Here is an 18535-nt window from a genome sequence, read left to right as displayed (position 1 = left end):
ATTTTAGTAAAAGGTTTTATTTTGTAGGGTCTTCCCAGGTTTTGATTTCAAAAGTGGATCCATCAAATACACCGTAGGTAAAATACGATATCCAGTCGCCAAGGTTAACGTACTCTGCATTGGATCCTAGATTGAATTTCATGGGTAAATGGCGATGTCCAAAAACCAAGTAATCGTAATGTTTTGTAGTTAATTTTCTTTTGGCATATTGAATAAGCCATTCGTTGTCTTCTCCTAGAAAAGTAACATCTTCGGCACCCGAAATCAGTTTGTTTTTTACTGATAAATATTGTGCCAGACGTACACCAAGATCAGGATGTAACCATCGGAACAGCCATTTGGACACGGGATTGGTAAAGACTTTTTTCATGCGTTTGTAACCTAAATCTCCAGGGCCTTTGCCGTCTCCATGGCCAATGAGAAATGTTTTGCCATGAAAAGTAAACTCTTGGTTGTCATGAAAAACAGGGATGTTGAGTTCTTTTTCGAAGTAGTCATTCATCCACAAATCATGATTACCAACGAAAAAATAAATAGGGATGCCACTATCTCGGATTTCGGCCAATTTGCCTAAAACTCTCACAAAGCCTTTGGGGACAACCGTTTTGTATTCGAACCAAAAATCGAACAAATCGCCTACTAAAAAAAGGGCTTCAGCATCTTTTTTGATGGTTTCTAGCCAAGCTACAAACTTTTCTTCTCTTGGAAAACTTAAGGTTGGAGTTGGAGCTCCAAAATGCTGATCGGAGGCAAAGTATATTTTTTTTGTGATTGAAGTCATGGAATCTAATTTGGAATGTGGAATGTGTCAATTCCTATTGATTGTCGCTGGCGAACCACTCCGCAAAGGAAGATTCGGTTTCTTGTAATTTCAAAGAGTACAATTCAATTCCTTGGGGTAATCTGCCTTTGATTCGTTCAGCAAAATCGACAATCATATTTTCGGACGTAGGTTGATAGTTGACCAAAATGACATGATGTCCACGTTCTTTGAGTTCTTTGGCCAATTCCACATGAGGGGTGGTTTTGTTGAAAACGGTGGCATGATCAAATTGGTCTACAATTTCTTCTTTGACAATTTTTTTTAAATCAGTAAAATCAATCACCATTCCGAGTTTAACATTTTTGGTGTCTTCTATTGGGGTGCCAATAACCGTAACCCATAATTTGTAACTGTGTCCATGCACATTTTTGCATTTCCCATCATAGCCATACAAAGCGTGACCGGTTTCGAAATTGAATTTTTTGGTGATTCTTATCTTGCTCATCGAAATTGAATTAGTTTGCAAATTTAAGCATTATTACTGGTTTTGATCTCTTTTTTTTGCTCGGTAATACATCCAATAGGCAAAACCGACCAATACCACAAAGGGCAAGTAGGAGCCAATGACAACGCCTATTTCATAGCTTTTGTCTGGGGCTTCGGCTATTTTTTTGGCAACATCCACATTTTGTAGTAAACTTATTAGGGTCATGAGTTTATTTTTTAAACGATTGTAAAGCTTTTTTTGTGAAATCAGATAGGACAAGTTGTCCAGAAATGGCAGCCCTTTCTATCAAAAGAGTTTCCCAGTGGGAGGTGTCTTCCCATAGTATTTTTTTTAGTTCCAAAAGGGCATTTGGATTGTAGTTGGCGAGTTGTGTAGCAAGTTGCGAAACCGCTTGATCCAGCGCGGAAGTCGTGTCGAATAGCCCTGCATAGAGTCCTTTTTGTTTGGCCCACTCGGCCGATTTCCATTCTTGAGCGGCCAAGGTTAATTCACTCATAGCAGTTTTTCCAATTTTTCGACTCACTGCGGGTTCGATTACAAAAGGCCCAATTCCAATTGTCAATTCGGATAATTTTACACTAGCTTGATCTAAGGCGTAGGCATAATCGCATGCGGCTATGATGCCCACTCCTCCGCCAACCGCTTTTCCTTGAATCCGACCAACAATTATTTTGGGACAGGTTCGCATAGCATTAATTACTTGGGCAAATCCAGAAAAGAATGCTATGCCTTCATCTAGGGTGTTAATGGCCAAAAGTTCTTCGAAAGAAGCGCCGGCACAAAAAATTTTTTCACCTTCACTTTGAAGTATGATGACGCGTATGTCTTCTTGTTTACCAAGCCGATTTAGGGCTTGGGTTAACTCGTTTAAAAGGGTTTTTGGAAAAGAATTGCTAGCGGGATGACCTAAGGTTAAGGTGGCAACACCATGTGAAGAAGCCACTTGAATAAACCCACTTTTTGATGAATTGGACATGCTTTTGTTTTTATGGTAAAGGTATAATTATTTCCAGACTCTAATTTCCTTTTTTTTTCAAAGACCCTATTTTTGTGAAGAATAAATTTGTTTTTTGAAAAATTAATATAGTATATTTGCGCCATAGTCATGGGGATGTAGCTCAGTTGGCTAGAGTGCTTGACTGGCAGTCAAGAGGTCGTGGGTTCGAGCCCCATCTTCTCCACAAAAAAAATGCCTTAGAAACAATTGTTTTTAAGGCTTTTTGTTTTTTTAAAAGTATTTCTCTTAAAACATGATGGTGATTATCTTTAGATTTTAATTGTAATAATTATTTTATTATTGGAATTGAAATTCCAAGTCCTGCATTTATACCTGACCATCCTGTGATAACTTTTTCTCCATTGGCATTCGTTAAGTGCATACCATTAAAATTACCATCTTTGATTTTTAGTTTGCCATATAAATATGCTTCTAAATCAACATTGGCTCTTAAAATCACAAAATTTAAGTCGTATTCATAAGCTAGTCCAGCTGCTAATCCAAAATCAATAGATTTAAAATTGAGTTGACTGTTTTCAATTACATTTGCTATACTACTTTGCGATTTTAATTTTAATATTGAATTAGTAGCAAAAACTTTAGAGGTAACAAGTAATGTTCCCTTTTCTTTTTGGTAAATTATTTTTTGATAAATTACTCCAAAAGTGTTACCAGATAACTCGTTTGTAAGGCGGACATAACCCGAGTAGTCAGCCACAGATGATTTTGCTCCGGTCACTCTGTTACTATAAAAGATTGATAAATTTCTATTGTATCTTAATCCGAAGCTAAATCCATAATAATTGTTGAAATGTTCTTTAGTTTTAAAATTTTCGAATTCAACTTGCTGGGCAAGTTCATTATGAAATAATTTTAATGATTTTGTTGAAGGTATACCAAGGATTACATCGCTAAAGAGTTCGATTTTTTGAGCTTGAATTTTAGATTGAATTAAGACACAGAAGAACAGTAAGCAAATTTTTTTCATAATTATTAATTTAAATCTAAAGCAATCCCTTTTGAGTGTATTAATTTTCTGTTTCTAATTCTCATAAAATATTCATTGTCCTCCTGATAAAAATCGCCAATTGCTTGTTTACCTATTTCTGATAAAAACATACTTAGCTTGCTAGTTGATAGATCATAAATAACACTTCGGTTATATTGACAAAAAAGTATTTTTTGAGAAAAGCCATCAAAGTACATGGTATCATACGAGCCAATAGTAAATGATTTGCTAATCCTGGATTTAAGATCTACAATATTTATTTGATTGTTATTCATATAATATAAAATATCATTTTCAATATCAATATTGTTTCTCCATGAGTTGTAATTTATGTCTACTACTTTAGTGAGTTGATTGTTTTCTATTTTGAACACGGCATTGTTTGTCTGGTTTTTAATATAGAGGTATTTGCCATCACGAGATAGATAGCAGCTACTTGCAATACCAGAGAATATTTGAGTATTTGAATCAATATTAGAAACCGTAATATTGTACCCATCTGTAATCACTAATATATCATTTCGTAAAATTGAGGAAGCAGAATATGGCTGACCAACATATTTTTTTATGATACTTAAGTTCGATTTTTCAATTGTATACGAACCGTGATCAGCATCGATATAGAAATTATGACTGCTTGGATCTATAGAAAATTTTAATCTTTCATGTCTAGGCGAGTTATAATCGGCAATAAATTTTTTCGACAAGAATATGAATTTTTCAGAAAATTCATAAATAAATATTTTAAAATATCCTGTTGAATTCCTTTCAAGAATTAATGAATAATAGTGATTGGTGCTGGGATTATATAGGATTTCTTTTGAAAAATAGGGGTTAAAATTAAAATTCATAACAGTATTTCCATCTATACCTACATTTCTAAAAGTATAAAACGGAAGGTAGTTGTTCTCTAAATCCGTGATTTGTGTGATTATGTTATATTCATAGCCTATAATGTAGGGGCTATTAATAGTGTATTCTCCCCCTTTGCTAGATCCCATGAAAATATTGTTTCCTGATCTGAATTCAATTTCTTTGATGTTTGCATAAAGTGGATGGGTAGACCAAATTATTTTATAACTGTTATTATTTGATAATGCTATTTGAACATTAAACCATGAATTGTCATAGACAATGGATTTATTTGCCCCATATAACTCTACATAAGGGCTTTCAAATATTATTGAGTAAGTGACTTTTGAGTAGGCGTCAAATTCTGGTTCGTTGAAGTTCCCATTAAATAATACCGTTTTTTTATCATTGTATATGCCACTTTCAAGAATTTCTTTTGATAATGGAATCTTTATTTCTTTATTTTTAAATTTTAAACTTAAAAAAGCGTTTTTATACTCTGGATTGTTTAAAGGTTCCCATTTTACAAAAATACTTCCATCTTTTATTATGGCTTCGGTAACACTAGGAGGGTTTGAGGGTTTTCTATGAACAATAAATTTATATTGTTGGGTAGATTTTAGAATCTCATTTTGAACCTGATCAGCGATACTACCCGACCCAGATGTGTATTTGTTTTCGATAACAATGGTATGAATGCCATCTTCATAATTTGCAGGATTGATAAAAAAAGTATATTCATTTCCGTTGCTAGTAGCATATGTTTCTTTGCCATCAATTAATATTTTTGATTCAAGTAAGTGTTGATTGGATGTCCCTTTGAAGGTGTATTTTATTTGGCTATTGATATTTATGGTATCTAAATTTTTGAAGTTGTTAAGGTCAATTATTTTTTCAACTACTTCAGGTTGTACTATTTCTATAAAATTATCCGAAGAAAATTCATATGAACAAGAGGATAGTATTAAGCAAAAGAAGATTAATTGTATTAATTTTTTCTTCATAGTATATTTTTTGGGCTTGATAAAATTTTGGTTGATTATAGTTGTTGAAGTAATAAATCATTCAAATATATAAAAGTTAAACAATTATTCAGTTTTTTCTGTTTATTTTAATTATAAAGTAAGGTTCAAGTTGATATGGTTTACATTATACTTTAGATTGTTTTGTACTATTTTTAGTTACATTTAAAATGTGTTAATTTATAACAGATACTTAGAGCCTTAATTTTCAATAATTCTGGAGCAATTGTTAATACCGCTCAAATTAGTATCTTTGCCAAAAATTAAAGACGATGAAAAATTTTATTGAAGAAGTGACTTGGAGAGGGATGCTCCACGATGTTATGCCAGGCACCGAAGAACATTTATTGGAGCAAATGCGCGTGGCTTATGTGGGTATTGATCCAACAGCCGATTCATTGCATATAGGTCATTTAGTAGGGGTAATGTTGCTCAAACATTTCCAATTATCAGGACACAAACCTTTGGCTTTAGTGGGAGGAGCCACAGGTATGATTGGAGATCCATCTGGAAAATCCAACGAAAGGAATTTATTAGACGAACCTACTTTACGCCACAATCAAGAAGCAATTAAAGCACAATTGGCACGTTTCTTAGATTTCACTTCGAACAGTGAAAATGCTGCCGAATTAGTCAATAATTACGATTGGATGAAAGAATTTTCGTTTTTGGATTTCATTCGCGATATCGGAAAACACATTACTGTGAATTATATGATGGCCAAAGATTCGGTAAAGAAACGTTTGACATCAGAAGCTGCTGAAGGGATGTCTTTTACAGAGTTTACCTATCAGTTGGTGCAAGGCTATGATTTCTTGCATTTGTTCAAAGCTAAAAATTGTACCTTACAAATGGGTGGAAGCGACCAATGGGGTAATATTACCACAGGTACAGAGTTAGTGCGCCGAATTGACGGAGGCAAAGCCTATGCTTTAACCTGTCCGTTGATTACCAAAGCGGATGGAACGAAATTCGGAAAATCCGAAGGAGGAAATATCTGGTTGGATGCTGCTAGAACTTCACCTTATAAATTCTACCAATACTGGTTGAATACTTCGGATGTAGATGCCGAGAAATACATCAAAATTTTTACGTTCTTGACCAAAGAAGCCATTGAGGAGTTGACGTTGCAACACCGAGAAGCGCCACATTTGCGTTTGTTGCAAAAGAAATTAGCCGAAGAAATCACAATTATGGTGCATTCTAAGGAAGATTTAGACAATGCGATAAAAGCTTCGGGCATTTTGTTTGGAAATGCGACAGCCGATGATTTGAAACAGCTCGATGAAGCAACATTTTTAGAAGTTTTTGATGGTGTTCCTCAGGCTGAAATTGCCAAATCAGAACTTGAAAACGGATTGGAAATTGTAAAAGTATTGAACGATAAAACAGGATTTTTCAAATCGAACGGTGAGGCGAGAAGAGCTTTGACTGCCAATTCTATTTCGGTAAATAGAGAAAAAGTAAAAGAAGATTTTGTGTTGACTACCAATGATTTAATCAACGATCGATTTGTCTTGTTGCAAAGTGGTAAGAAGAATTATTTTGTGATAAGAGTGGTGTAATGCCCGAAATTTATACACTAAAAAGTCTGCAATTTGTATTGCGGACTTTTTTGTTTACACTACCATTAAATTGCACCCACGAATATCCGAATTGTCAAAACGACCTAACACTTCAAAAGTACCGTTAGCGTGTTTTTTACCCAAATCTTGAGTAGCTATAAAGGAGCAGGAATTTCGATTGGCCAAATCAATTACGTTGATGCCACCAGTTTTTCCGTTTTCTATATAAGTTAAGGCGTCCTCGGTATCTCGAATTAGGATTTTCATCCAAGAGGGACATTCAAATACACCTGCTCCAAGCGAATACGCCTGTGAGAGTAATTCGGTCATACCGTATTCTGAATGAATGCTAGTAACCCCAAAACCAGCGCACAATTGTTCGTGCAATTCTTCGCGGATCATTTCTTTGCGCTTGCCTTTCATACCGCCTGTTTCCATAACAATAGTGGAGCCTCCTAACTCCCAAAGAGGGAATGCAATAGATTTTGAATAGTCTATCAAATCGAGTAGTGCATAAGTTACACCAATTAGGATTACATTTTTTTCGGCTTGATGCAGCTCCATCATCTTTTTGATTAATTCGTCGTGATTGTTGAGGTAAAAACCACTTTCTGGTTGATTGGATAACTGAATCAAATCTTCGACCATGTAAATCAAAGAGGAGCCTTCGCGTTCTAAGTAAGAAGGTAAAAGGGCCAAAACGACATAATTTTCAATATTGCCATAAAACTGAGAAAATCCTCGACGATAACTTTCTTCGTAAAGGGAAACATCAGTAACAAGGTGTTGGCTGGTTGTCATACCTGTGGTTCCGCTGCTCGTAAAAATAGCTTGAGGGGCTTCGTTATGGCTCACAACCCTATGACTTTTAAAAAACTGAATGGGTAAAAACGGAATTTGCTGCAGTGTTTTTACCTTTTGCACATTGGTCTTTAATAAATCGCAAAATTCTTTGTAAACAATATTGTTTTCGTATTGATAACGAAAAGTTTTAAGCGCTAATTTTTCAAATTGCTTATGATTAGAAATCGAAAAAAGATCAATTGAAGTGTCCAATGAAAAAATTTTTTGCAAAGGTAACCTTTTTTATTTTTTTGATAAACATAATGAATATGTCAAAAAAAAGCTCCAAGAGATTGGAGCTTTGAGAGGAATATTTTTTACCTAATAATCAGTTTTCTAGTAGCCGTAGCTTGATTTTCTGTGATTTTAATAATATAAACACCGGGAGTGAGTGAGGAGACATTGAGTTCTTTGGAACTAAGCTGTGTTTGTAACACTCTTTTGCCCAAAACATCAAAGATGGTAATTTCTTTTTCGGAGTCTTCTTTAGTAGAAATATATACCTTACCATTACTCACAGGGTTTGGGTACAAACTCAATCCTTCAATAGAGGTAAGGTCTTGAGTTTTGGCTTGTGGTTTGTTTTCTTGGGCAGATGCTGCTACTGAAAAGAAAAAGACCAATACAAGAATAATATAGGAGTAGTTTTTTATCATTGGCTTAGTTTTAACAGTAAAGATATAAAATTTGCAACATAAAATAAAAAAAAATGCCTTTCAAAATTGAAAGACATTTTTTAACATACAAAGAAAGTAACCTGAAATTATTTGATTAGATTAACTCCGCTAACTGTAGACCAAGCCCCTGATGTTAACGCAGCTCCAGTAGCAGCAGTACTTGTTACAAAATTTGCAGCTGGGAAGTTTACCACAATAGCAGCTGTAGCCCCAACAGGATTGGTTTGGGAGGTGTTTGTAACTTTTACATTAGTTAAAATTATTTTGCCTCCAGTTACTTGGTTGGTGTTAGTAGTAGCATCTTGGATTTTTACTGCAGCTCCTTTGTAAACTGTAGCACCCTCTGTATAATCTCCATAACCGTCGATAATGATGTTGCTGTATTCACCATTTCCTTCTTTTTTGAATTGGAAAGCATCAACCTGAATATCACCAGCAACCTCTGGGGTACAACCTGCTTCTCTTTTCAAAGTGATGTTTGTAATTTTTGGCCAGAATGCATTATTGTTGTTAGAACACTCTATCTCCATCCCAAAATTTCCTTTAACAGTTTGATAAGCATACCAGTTAGAATTATTTTTACCTTGCCATCCATCTTGCCAATCAAAAGCATCATCAAAGTTACCATATGAAATAGCATTTGTCATACTAACTGTTCCACCAAAAAATTCAAACCCGTCATCAGCACCTTTGTAAGCTACTAAGTGATCTAGAACAGTTTTAGAACCTACAGAGTAAAAAGTGAATGCATTGTTCTCTTTCGTTCCATCAGCTAATTTAGCACCAGCATATTCAACTCTTACATATTTTAAAGAACCACCGTCATGGTCTGCATTAGTTCCACCGTAAGGTAATGCATTTCCATCTTCTGAAGTCGAGGAGGTAACTCCGCCAATAGCTTTGATTGGAGCGTCGCCATACATGATGATACCTGCCCAAGAACCTGGAACCCCTGATTTTTCAGTGAAAACTACTGGTTGACTTGCCGTTCCATTGATAATTAATTTTCCTCCATTAAGTACTACTAAGGCATTGTCACCAGTAGTTTTGTCAGCTGTAATGGTTGAACCAGCATCGAAAGTCACCGTTACTCCACTTTCGATTTTTACAATTCCTTTTAATGTATAAGTCCCTAATGGGAAAGTTTTGTTTGCAGTAATTTTACCTGTAATTTCTCCAGTAACAGGTGTAACAGTTGTGTTGTCATCACTACTTGTACAAGCGGTAAAAGTTGAAGCAATAATCGCTAAACTTAAAAGTAATTTTTTCATTGGTTTTTTTGTTAAATTTTATGTTACAAATGTAGGTGCAGTGTTCTTTTATGAAGTTATGCTAGTATTAAAATTGAGTTACGAATTGTATACATAATAGTAAAGTTATTGTAAAGAATATCAGGGTTTAAAGGCGCTGAAAATTAAAAATGGGTTAACGTGTTAGAAATGCTTAATCAATCATTTTCGGACATTAGATTTGGCCAAACTTTTTCAAATACTTCTACTTTCAACCGTTAAAGATGGCATTCGAGTAATTTGCTGTACAAAAAAAACCGGTAAGAACCGGTTTTTTGGTATTTTCACAATATTTTTTTAAAAAGTATAGCTTAAATTTAAAGAAAAGCCAACACCTCTTTTGTAACTCGAAATTAGGTTTGAAGGTTCTGCTATAGGAGAAGTTCCATTGGTACCTTGTTCAAATTTGATGTAAGGATTAAACAAATTGTTGGCTACAAATTTCACATCAAAATGATCGTTTAGTTTGCTTCCCCAAACAAAATCTAATTGTTGTACAGGTAATTCATAAATATGATCCAATCCTCCTGTTCCAACAGCATATATTCTTTTTCCAAAAACACCATATACTAATGATAACGTATTTTCCCATTTTTCATTAATAGAAAACTGATATTTTAAGTCGGAGTTGATTAACCATTTTGAAGCACCTTGTAAATCTCTTGTTTTGTGTGTTTCAATAGAATTTATTACACTTCCATCAGGATTTACTGTAACTGGGCTCACTATTACTTTAGTTGTCATTAATGAAGTGTTAAAACCAAATGAGAAGTCTTGAAGTGCTTCGTTTACTCTAGCACCGTCTAGCAGGAATTCTAATTCAACACCGTAAATATTCGCTTTTTGAGAATTAAGATAAGTAGTAATGGTTGCGTTTGCTGCGTTAGCAATAAAAGTTCTTTCTATTGGATTTTGCAAATTTTTACCAAATATACCTACGGCAAACATTTCTTTTGCAGTTGGAAATAATTCAAACTTGGCATCATAGTTTATATTGTCACTATTTACTAAAAAGGGATTACCTCTTGTCGATGTACCATCTGGATTAACATATTCAATTGGATATGCTTCCATGATAACGGGTCTTGTGTAGGTTTTGCTTCCTGTAAAACGCAAATTAGCATTTTCGGTTACTCCATATTTTACGTTTAAAGAGGGTAAAATGTATAGCTTGTTTTTTGTAACTATTTCATATGGATCTTGAAATGAACCTTGTAATCTGTACTTGGTTTCTCTTAAAGTATATTCGCCTCTAAGCCCTCCGTTAACTTCCCATTTGTCCCCAAATTTAAGTAATACGTTCGCATAACCTGCATTGGATAAGTCTCTCAATTTTGCTTTGTAAGTAGCATTCGAACTTTCTCTAAAAGCAAAGGCATTTTGCTCCAAATAGTTGTTTAATGTTGCATCTAAACTTTTTAGAGGAACATTGAAACTGTTAGGTGTAAAATTATTAACAGGAGCAATAAATCGGTAGGATGATTGCATTAATGAAGCGCTACCATTATATCCAATGCTAACTTTATTTTGTTTTTCCTCCTTACCAAATTTCAAATTATATTCCATTAAACCTGACAGATAAATATCACTATTAATGTCTAAATATTGTTTGATGAAGTTGTTACCTGCAATGGAGGTCAAAAGATTATCACCTGTAAGGGTTCCAGAAAAGAATTTTCTATCAGGTTGTTGGTACGATGTTTTGGCAAAAGAGCCTCCAGCTTTTAGCGTTTGATTATTGTCTTTTGTTAAGGCATATTCTCCTAATAATTGCGAGTTAAAATAATTGGATTGATCCAATTGATTGGTTCTTATTAGGGTTTTGTTGTTGTTGGTTGTCAAATCGGCAAAACCAAATTGATCTTTAATTAAGTTTTCTGTTGTTCTAATATAAAAATTATTCCAAGTCAAATTGAGTCTATCCGATGCATAATTTAAACCCAATAACGAAGAAGTAGAGGTTTTATAGCGGTACTCTGTATTGATAAAATCATTTCTATATACAAAACCTGACTGATTGTTTATGAAATTTCTTTCAATACCATTTCTATAAGTAAAGCTATTGTCGCTATTCAAAGATAAAAGATACGAAAATTTTGCACTATTGTTTAAGTTAAATTTCTCTGAGTGAAGTAGACCGATACTCATATTTAATGGACTTTTTGAAGAGGCCACATCAAAACCGCTCGTAAAATATTCTAAAGATTGTTGCGGTGTAAAAGTATAACTTGCGGGTACCCCACCTAAAAATCCTGGTAATGCCCTGTCTTTTCCAGTTAAACCAAAAAATCCTTTGGTTCCATTTGCGTCTTTGGAAATAAGAAATTCGCGTAAATTATTGTTGGTTGTATAGCCAGTGCCAATACTGATCTTTGTGATACTTTTATTTCCTTTTGAAGTTCCAATATTGAAGGTACCACCTGCAAAATCTCCATATAAATTTGGGTTAAAGGTTTTGTACACATCAATTACACTAACAATATCTGTGGGGAATAAATCAAGAGGAATGATTTTTTTGAAAGGATTATTCGTAGGTGCAGCCAAATCATTTATTAATAGATTGTTGTAACGATCTTCAAGTCCTCTAACAAAAAGTCCTCTTGAACCTACTTTAGAAATTCCTGTAATTTTGGTTAATCCTTCTTCAACATCGCTCACTCCTTTACGAGCCATTTCTTGTGCACCAATACTTTGTTTGATAACTACCGCATTTTTTTGTTCTAATAACAAAGCGGTTTCTTTTTCTCTATTTGGTGCGGTAGCTTTTATCACCACATCGTCTAGTTTGTAACTACCTGATCCAAGAGTTTTGTTAATAGTGATGGTTTCATTGGCTTTGATGGTCACGGGTACTTCAACCGATTCGTATCCAACAAAACTAAATTGAAGGATATAATTCCCTGCTTGAGCGCTCAGACTATATTTGCCTTCAATATCCGTGTTGACACCAATTTTTGTTCCTTTTAAAGTTACATTTGCAAAAGGTAGCGATTGATTATTGGCGTCTTTGTCAGTAACAGTGCCAATAATAGTTCCCTTGTTTTGAGAAAATCCTATAACACTTATTAATAAGGTTAGGATTAAAAATTTTAATTTCATGTGTTGTCTTTGTTTGTTGGGTGCAAAATAAAGACCTGCTTGTAAAAACGATGTTATTCAAATATTAACAAACTATTTTATTACTGTTACAGCAAGGTTAAGATATTAAATTAAAGTTAAGTCATAAATTCTTGCTTTTTTATATGACTAGTTTATGGTTACATTTACTACCTTTTATTAGATTTTAAATATATAAAAGCCTAAATTTGATTGGTTTTTAATAAAACATACCCTTTTTTATGAAAAAAAGAAATACTAAAATTTTACTAGTTGACGACGAACCGGATATCTTAGAAATTGTGGGATATAATTTATCACAAGAAGGATATCAAATTGTTACTGCAAGTAATGGTAAAGAAGCCATTCTTAAAGCTAAAAAAGAGTTGCCTGATCTGATTATTATGGATGTAATGATGCCCGAAATGGACGGCATGGAAGCTTGCGAAAATATCCGTAAAATTCCCGAATTAAACCATGTAATTATTACTTTCCTAACAGCAAGAAGCGAAGATTATTCTCAAGTAGCCGGTTTTGACGCTGGAGCCGACGATTATATTACCAAACCAATTAAGCCTAAATTGTTGGTGAGCAAAGTCAAAGCGTTATTACGAAGACTTAAGGAAGACGAGAAGCAAACAGAAAACCTTAATGTGGGCGGCATCGAAATCAATCGAGAAGAATACAAAATCATCAAAGACAATCTCGAAATTGCTTTGCCCAGAAAAGAGTTTGAATTGTTTTATCTTTTGGCCTCTAAACCCGGAAAAGTTTTTAAACGTGATGAAATTTTAGATAAAGTATGGGGGAATGAAGTAGTAGTTGGCGGTAGAACCATCGATGTACACATTAGGAAGTTACGAGAAAAAATAGGCGAAGATCTATTCAAAACCATCAAAGGGGTTGGGTATAAATTTGAAAAATAAAACATAGTTTAATTTACGCTATCCCTTATAAAAGCAATCACAAATTTATTTCCTTGATAGGAATGAGATTTGTGATTTTTTGTTTTTAGAATAGTTCTATACTTTTACCATTATAAATTCCATATTAGAAATGAGCAATACTGTAAAAATTAACTTTAAAAAGACCTATACTTTTGCTTTTAAATCGGCTTTATATGTTAGTTTGTTTGTAGCTATGGCTTCAGCCATTTTGTTGCAAGCTTTTTTTAAGCCTTCTTCTCAGATTATTTTATCCTTTGCTTTGATTGCTTTTGTAGGGTGTTATGTTTTTTCTTTTCTCATCATTCAATATCGAGTAGAGCGGTTTATTTATCGAAGGGTAAAAAAGATATATGACGATGTGTCTTTGTTAGAATCCACCTCTTTTGTCAATCAACCGGTAACTACCGATATGGAAACGCTCACCCGAGAAGTAAAAAAGTTTGCTACTGATAAAAAAATGCAAATTGAAATGTTGCAAGTAAGAGAAGCGTACCGTCGTGAATTTCTAGGGAACGTTTCCCACGAATTGAAAACCCCATTATTTATGGTACAAGGCTATTTGTCCACCTTACTTGATGGAGCAATAGACGACAAATCGGTACGAAAGAAGTATTTGAAAAGAGCCGATAAAGGAGTGGAACGTTTGATTTATATTGTAGAGGACCTCGACATGATTACCAAATTAGAATCCGGTGACTTGAATTTGGAGTTTTCAAATTTTGATATTGTCGATTTGATTCAAAACGTGTTTGATTTACTCGAAATGAAAGCCGATAAAAAGAAAATCACCTTGACTTTTGAGAATCAATTCATACAACCCATTTTTGTTTATGCAGATAAAGATCGTATACAGCAAGTTTTAGAGAATCTTTTGGTTAATTCGATAAAGTATGGGAAAACAGGAGGTGTTACAGAAGTGGCTATTGTTAACTTGACCAACAAGAAAGTGTTGATTCGAATTACAGATAATGGAGAAGGGATTGAGCAGCAATATATTCCTCGACTTTTTGAACGATTTTTTCGCGTTAACAAAAGTGGTTCTCGTGCCGAAGGGGGATCTGGATTAGGACTTTCTATAGTAAAACATATCGTTGAAGCTCATAAAGAGAAGATCTATGTAGAAAGTGAATATGGGGTTGGATCAGAATTCTCATTTACTTTAGTTAAAGCAAAACCTAAAAAAAATGGCTCAAAGGCGGTATAGTAAAAAGTTTATTTAAATAAATCCCCTTGATATGGTGCGGTTTAGTACTTATTTTTAATAATGTAAAAAAACCATCTAAATTACACCGAAATAATTTTCTGAAAAAATCAGTTCATCATATTTAATGATAATTTATCACCTTCATAATATTGAGTTAACGTTATCTTAACATTACACTCGGACATTTGCAACAAAATAAATCATACAAAAAAAATGAGAAAAATTTTATTGGCAATGTTATCAATGGGGTGTTTTGTAACAAGTGCTCAAGAGGTAAAAAAAGAAGAAATTAAAAAAGCAGTAATGCATGTTTTGGACTCGATAAACAATGCAAAAATTGCTGAGGAGAAAGCCAAACCTAAAAAAGCCAGTTGGTATAACACTATAGGATTAAGAGGGTATGTGCAAGTGCGTTACAATGGTTTGTTTTCTACCAACGATAAAGTTTCCTGCGATCAATGTGATAAATCTTGGGGAACTACTTCTACCGCGCCAGATGCAAAAGCCAATAATGGATTATTCTTAAGACGTACTCGTTTAGTATTTTCAGGTCAAGTACATCCTAATGTGTATTTGTATATTCAGCCCGATTTTGCTAGTTCAGCAGGTTCAGGAAACAATCATTTTGGTCAATTACGTGATGCTTATTTTGATTTGTCTTTGGATAAAAAAAGAGAGTATCGTTTTAGAATAGGTCAAAGTAAAATTCCTTACGGATTTGAAAACATGCAATCCAGTCAAAACCGTTTAACTTTAGACCGTAATGATGCCATAAATAGTGCGGCTGCCAATGAGCGTGATTTAGGGGTTTTCTTTTATTGGGCTCCAGCTCATGTTCGTGAGCGTTTTACCATGTTAATCAAAGAAGGATTAAAAGGTTCTGGAGATTATGGGGTTTTTGGTTTTGGAGTATATAATGGTCAAGGGGCAAACAAGACAGAAGGGAATAGAAATTTACACGTGGTATCTAGAATTACTTATCCTTTTGTTATTGGTAGTCAGATAATCGAGCCAGGGTTGCAAGCTTACACAGGTAAGTGGGCGTTTACAAATGAATTGTCTTCTGGGGTGAATACTCCTAATAAATTACAAACCACGGATCAGCGTGTAGGAGCAACATTTGTATTGTATCCTAAACCATTCGGGATTCAAACAGAGTACAATATTGGTAGAGGTCCTCGCTATGATAAATTAACCAATAGTGTTCAAGTTTCTGATTTGGAAGGGGGATATGTTACCCTTAACTACAAATGGGATTTACCGAAAAATCAATTGTTATATCCTTTTGCCAAATTTCAATACTATGATGGTGGTAAAAAATTTGAAAAAGATGCCCGTAGTTATGTAGTAAGAGAATATGAATTTGGATTAGAATGGGAACCAATAGATAATTTTGAATTTGTGGCAGAATGGGTGGTTTCAGACAGAAGATTTGAAGACAGTGCGCTACCAAACAACAGACAACAAGGAAGTTTGTTGCGTTTACAAGCTCAATTTAATTTCTAGAACACGATACAAGTTATAAGGACAGAGAGAGATCAAGTAATTGGTCTCTCTTTGTTTTGTAATACTAGTTTGTTTTTTTTAAAGTATAAAGATTGAATAATGTTGCCTTAACACAGAGTTAATATTGACCCTCTACTTTTGCCCTAAAATTAAATAAACTTTAAAAAATGTATAAAACAAAATTAAAATTAGCGGTTGCGTTAGCAATTATTGCAGTAGTTGGATTTTCATTCACAATGGCTACTAAAATTACTGTAAAAGGTTCTGATACCATGGTGATCTTATCCCAAAAATGGGCAGAACTTTATATGAAGAAAAATCCCGGAACCACTATTCAAGTAACTGGAGGTGGATCAGGAGTTGGTATCGCCGCTTTGATTAATGGATCTACAGATATCGCCAATTCAAGTCGTCCTATTAAACCTGCTGAATTAGAAAAAATTAAAGCGAAATACAACAAAAGCAGTATTCAAATTGCTTGTGCTAAAGACGGATTGTCAGTTTTTCTAAACAAAGCCAACCCTGTAAATGAGTTGTCTATTGAGCAATTAGGAGCCATTTTTTCTGGAAAAATAACCAATTGGAAACAAGTGGGTGGACCAGACGCTAAAATCCAATTGTATGGAAGAGAAAGCAGTTCTGGAACTTTTGAATTTTTTAAAGAGCATGTAGTAAAATCTGATTTTGCACCTACATGTCAGACTTTGCCAGGTACTGCGGCTATAATAAATGCGGTGAAAAAAGACAAATTTGGTATTGGATACGGTGGTGCAGCTTATGCTGAGGGCGTAAAAGATTGTAAAGTAAAAAAAGATGCCAACAGTAAAGGTGTTTTGCCAACGGCAGCAACGATCAAAAATAAAACGTATCCAATTTCTCGATACTTGTTTATGTATTTGAAGGAAAAACCAACTGGAGAAACTAAAAAATTCATCGACTGGATTTTGAGTGCCGAAGGACAAAAGGTAATTGTTGAAGTGGGCTACTACCCAGTAAAATAAGCTATTAAAATCAAAACTTCCTTCGCTTTAAGCAGAAGGGAGTTTTATTCTATTGAATTTTAAAATACACATATGAATTCTTCTTACCCTGCGAATTCTAGTTTTACCCCTGAAAATCTAAAAAAACAATTCCGCTGGTCTGAATTTTTAGCCGAAAAGGTAATCTCTTCCATAGCGTTCTTATCTATCGCTATTATTTTCTTAATTTTTATTTTTGTTTTCAAAGAGTCGTTACCCCTTTTTAGTACTGCAAAAGAAGCAACGAAAACAGAAACTCAAGTAACCACTACCTCACAACCCGAAACTTATGGTGCACCCACCGAAGATTTGACCCCTGAAACGTATGGTGAGCCAGTAGAAGATTTGACTCCTACTGCAGAGGACTCCAAAGCCGAAACTCTTGAGCCAGAAACGTACGGTGAACCCATTGAAAAACTCACTGTAGGTGCTGAGACAGAAGCTCAGAAAACAGAACAAAATCAGGATGGAGCTCATAAAACTTGGAGTACTTTTGTGTCTACAGAATGGGTTCCTGTATCGGATAATCCTCGTTTTGGATTGATTGCTTTACTTGTGGGAACCTTAAAAGTGACTATTATCGCTATGTTGATTGCAGGACCCTTGGCTATTTTGGCGGCAATTTATACCTCATGTTTTGCTTCCAAAAGAAGAAAGGAAATCATCAAACCCATCATAGAAATGCTAGCGGCTTTCCCATCGGTTGTGATTGGATTTTTTGCCTTGATGGTTTTGGCTACTTTTTTTCAAAATATGTTTGGGTATGCTTCCCGTTTAAATGCTTTTATAGGTGGAGTAGCCATGGCATTGGCAGCAATTCCAATTATTTATACTATAGCAGAGGATGCCCTTTCGGCAGTACCTAAAACGTACAATGAAGCAAGTTTGGCCTTGGGGGCTAGCAAAGCGCAAACGGCTTTTAGGGTAATTTTACCTGCGGCTACACCTGGAATTTTTGCAGCGTTGTTACTAGGAATTGGAAGGGTGTTTGGCGAAACAATGATTGCTTTGATGGCAACGGGTAATGCCGCATTGTTATCTACCAACCCTTTTGAAAGTGTCCGTACGTTTGCCGCAACTATTGGTTCGGAAATGGCCGAAACGGTTTTTGGGGAAACCCATTATAGTGTTTTGTTTTTTATAGGATCCTTACTTTTTATTTTCTCTTTTGCTTTGAATGCCATTGCAGAGTTTTATGTAAAAGGCAAGTTGATCAAAAAATTTCAAGGAAAATAAAT

The 18535-nt window shown here is 34.5% G+C and carries 16 protein-coding genes and 1 tRNA gene; 7 read left to right on the top strand and 10 right to left on the bottom strand.

Annotated features, from left to right (window positions below):
- Positions 1 to 16: 16 nt before the first annotated feature.
- The 4 genes from ACZIX2_RS01370 to ACZIX2_RS01355 are packed head-to-tail and all read right to left on the bottom strand — an operon-like array spanning position 17 to position 2247.
- Positions 17 to 781 (bottom strand): UDP-2,3-diacylglucosamine diphosphatase, encoded by a 765-nt coding sequence (locus ACZIX2_RS01370; protein ID WP_463338279.1) that lies wholly within the window; start codon positions 779 to 781, stop codon positions 17 to 19.
- Positions 782 to 815: 34 nt separating this feature from the next.
- Positions 816 to 1268: a 6-pyruvoyl trahydropterin synthase family protein gene (locus tag ACZIX2_RS01365; protein ID WP_463338278.1), complete on the bottom strand. Its 453-nt coding sequence runs from the start codon at positions 1266 to 1268 to the stop codon at positions 816 to 818.
- Between the two features lie 33 nt (positions 1269 to 1301).
- Entirely contained in the window at positions 1302 to 1475 is a 174-nt protein-coding gene (locus tag ACZIX2_RS01360) for a hypothetical protein (RefSeq protein WP_463338277.1), read from the bottom strand.
- A 4-nt stretch (positions 1476 to 1479) separates the two neighbouring features.
- Positions 1480 to 2247 carry an enoyl-CoA hydratase/isomerase family protein gene (locus ACZIX2_RS01355; protein ID WP_463338276.1) on the bottom strand — a complete coding sequence of 256 codons (768 nt, stop codon included), beginning with the start codon at positions 2245 to 2247 and terminating at the stop codon, positions 1480 to 1482.
- A 131-nt stretch (positions 2248 to 2378) separates the two neighbouring features.
- On the opposite strand from ACZIX2_RS01355, the gene ACZIX2_RS01350 reads away from it, so the two are divergent.
- A tRNA-Ala gene (locus ACZIX2_RS01350) sits at positions 2379 to 2452 on the top strand.
- Between the two features lie 105 nt (positions 2453 to 2557).
- Here the strand turns inward: ACZIX2_RS01350 and ACZIX2_RS01345 are convergent.
- A complete protein-coding gene (locus ACZIX2_RS01345) occupies positions 2558 to 3256 on the bottom strand; it encodes a hypothetical protein (protein ID WP_463338275.1) in 699 nt (232 codons plus the stop codon).
- Between the two features lie 5 nt (positions 3257 to 3261).
- Entirely contained in the window at positions 3262 to 5133 is a 1872-nt protein-coding gene (locus ACZIX2_RS01340; protein ID WP_463338274.1) for a hypothetical protein, read from the bottom strand.
- Between the two features lie 290 nt (positions 5134 to 5423).
- Here ACZIX2_RS01340 and tyrS point away from each other — a divergent pair, with 290 nt between their 5' ends.
- Positions 5424 to 6716, top strand: a complete 1293-nt coding sequence (tyrS, locus tag ACZIX2_RS01335) for a tyrosine--tRNA ligase (RefSeq protein ID WP_463338273.1) — start codon at positions 5424 to 5426, stop codon at positions 6714 to 6716.
- A gap of 54 nt (positions 6717 to 6770) precedes the next feature.
- Here the strand turns inward: tyrS and ACZIX2_RS01330 are convergent, their stop codons facing one another.
- The 4 genes from ACZIX2_RS01330 to ACZIX2_RS01315 all read right to left on the bottom strand — a co-directional run bounded on the left by ACZIX2_RS01330 (position 6771) and on the right by ACZIX2_RS01315 (position 12624).
- A complete protein-coding gene (locus ACZIX2_RS01330) occupies positions 6771 to 7790 on the bottom strand; it encodes a LuxE/PaaK family acyltransferase (protein WP_463338272.1) in 1020 nt (339 codons plus the stop codon).
- 86 nt (positions 7791 to 7876) lie between these two features.
- Entirely contained in the window at positions 7877 to 8215 is a 339-nt protein-coding gene (locus tag ACZIX2_RS01325) for a T9SS type A sorting domain-containing protein (RefSeq protein WP_463338271.1), read from the bottom strand.
- Between the two features lie 107 nt (positions 8216 to 8322).
- On the bottom strand, positions 8323 to 9507 hold the full coding sequence (locus ACZIX2_RS01320) for a hypothetical protein (RefSeq protein ID WP_463338270.1): 1185 nt from the start codon (positions 9505 to 9507) through the stop codon (positions 8323 to 8325).
- Between the two features lie 315 nt (positions 9508 to 9822).
- Entirely contained in the window at positions 9823 to 12624 is a 2802-nt protein-coding gene (locus ACZIX2_RS01315) for a TonB-dependent receptor (RefSeq protein WP_463338269.1), read from the bottom strand.
- 239 nt (positions 12625 to 12863) lie between these two features.
- On the opposite strand from ACZIX2_RS01315, the gene ACZIX2_RS01310 reads away from it, so the two are divergent.
- From ACZIX2_RS01310 to pstC, 5 genes are all read left to right on the top strand, one after another.
- Positions 12864 to 13547, top strand: coding sequence for a response regulator transcription factor (locus tag ACZIX2_RS01310; RefSeq protein ID WP_463338268.1), 684 nt, complete (start codon positions 12864 to 12866; stop codon positions 13545 to 13547).
- Between the two features lie 130 nt (positions 13548 to 13677).
- Positions 13678 to 14772, top strand: a complete 1095-nt coding sequence (locus ACZIX2_RS01305; protein WP_463338267.1) for a sensor histidine kinase — start codon at positions 13678 to 13680, stop codon at positions 14770 to 14772.
- Positions 14773 to 14985: 213 nt separating this feature from the next.
- Positions 14986 to 16278, top strand: a complete 1293-nt coding sequence (locus ACZIX2_RS01300) for a porin (RefSeq protein WP_463338266.1) — start codon at positions 14986 to 14988, stop codon at positions 16276 to 16278.
- Between the two features lie 167 nt (positions 16279 to 16445).
- Positions 16446 to 17279, top strand: a complete 834-nt coding sequence (locus ACZIX2_RS01295; RefSeq protein WP_463338265.1) for a phosphate ABC transporter substrate-binding protein — start codon at positions 16446 to 16448, stop codon at positions 17277 to 17279.
- 72 nt (positions 17280 to 17351) lie between these two features.
- Positions 17352 to 18533, top strand: coding sequence for a phosphate ABC transporter permease subunit PstC (gene pstC, locus ACZIX2_RS01290; RefSeq protein WP_463338264.1), 1182 nt, complete (start codon positions 17352 to 17354; stop codon positions 18531 to 18533).
- Positions 18534 to 18535: the final 2 nt, after the last annotated feature.

The sequence above is a fragment of the Flavobacterium riviphilum genome (genome assembly GCF_055231795.1).
This window is presented reverse-complemented; position numbering and strand designations above follow the sequence as displayed.

What these genes read in the sequence shown, in the direction of transcription:
- ACZIX2_RS01305 (WP_463338267.1), top strand. Translation starts at nt 13,678, where the DNA reads ATGAGCAATACTGTAAAAATTAACTTTAAAAAGACCTATACTTTTGCT.
- ACZIX2_RS01310 (WP_463338268.1), top strand. Translation starts at nt 12,864, where the DNA reads ATGAAAAAAAGAAATACTAAAATTTTACTAGTTGACGACGAACCGGAT.
- ACZIX2_RS01340 (WP_463338274.1), bottom strand. Translation starts at nt 5,133, where the DNA reads ATGAAGAAAAAATTAATACAATTAATCTTCTTTTGCTTAATACTATCC.
- ACZIX2_RS01360 (WP_463338277.1), bottom strand. Translation starts at nt 1,475, where the DNA reads ATGACCCTAATAAGTTTACTACAAAATGTGGATGTTGCCAAAAAAATA.
- pstC (WP_463338264.1), top strand. Translation starts at nt 17,352, where the DNA reads ATGAATTCTTCTTACCCTGCGAATTCTAGTTTTACCCCTGAAAATCTA.
- ACZIX2_RS01365 (WP_463338278.1), bottom strand. Translation starts at nt 1,268, where the DNA reads ATGAGCAAGATAAGAATCACCAAAAAATTCAATTTCGAAACCGGTCAC.
- ACZIX2_RS01320 (WP_463338270.1), bottom strand. Translation starts at nt 9,507, where the DNA reads ATGAAAAAATTACTTTTAAGTTTAGCGATTATTGCTTCAACTTTTACC.
- ACZIX2_RS01325 (WP_463338271.1), bottom strand. Translation starts at nt 8,215, where the DNA reads ATGATAAAAAACTACTCCTATATTATTCTTGTATTGGTCTTTTTCTTT.
- ACZIX2_RS01295 (WP_463338265.1), top strand. Translation starts at nt 16,446, where the DNA reads ATGTATAAAACAAAATTAAAATTAGCGGTTGCGTTAGCAATTATTGCA.
- tyrS (WP_463338273.1), top strand. Translation starts at nt 5,424, where the DNA reads ATGAAAAATTTTATTGAAGAAGTGACTTGGAGAGGGATGCTCCACGAT.
- ACZIX2_RS01370 (WP_463338279.1), bottom strand. Translation starts at nt 781, where the DNA reads ATGACTTCAATCACAAAAAAAATATACTTTGCCTCCGATCAGCATTTT.
- ACZIX2_RS01355 (WP_463338276.1), bottom strand. Translation starts at nt 2,247, where the DNA reads ATGTCCAATTCATCAAAAAGTGGGTTTATTCAAGTGGCTTCTTCACAT.
- ACZIX2_RS01315 (WP_463338269.1), bottom strand. Translation starts at nt 12,624, where the DNA reads ATGAAATTAAAATTTTTAATCCTAACCTTATTAATAAGTGTTATAGGA.
- ACZIX2_RS01300 (WP_463338266.1), top strand. Translation starts at nt 14,986, where the DNA reads ATGAGAAAAATTTTATTGGCAATGTTATCAATGGGGTGTTTTGTAACA.
- ACZIX2_RS01345 (WP_463338275.1), bottom strand. Translation starts at nt 3,256, where the DNA reads ATGAAAAAAATTTGCTTACTGTTCTTCTGTGTCTTAATTCAATCTAAA.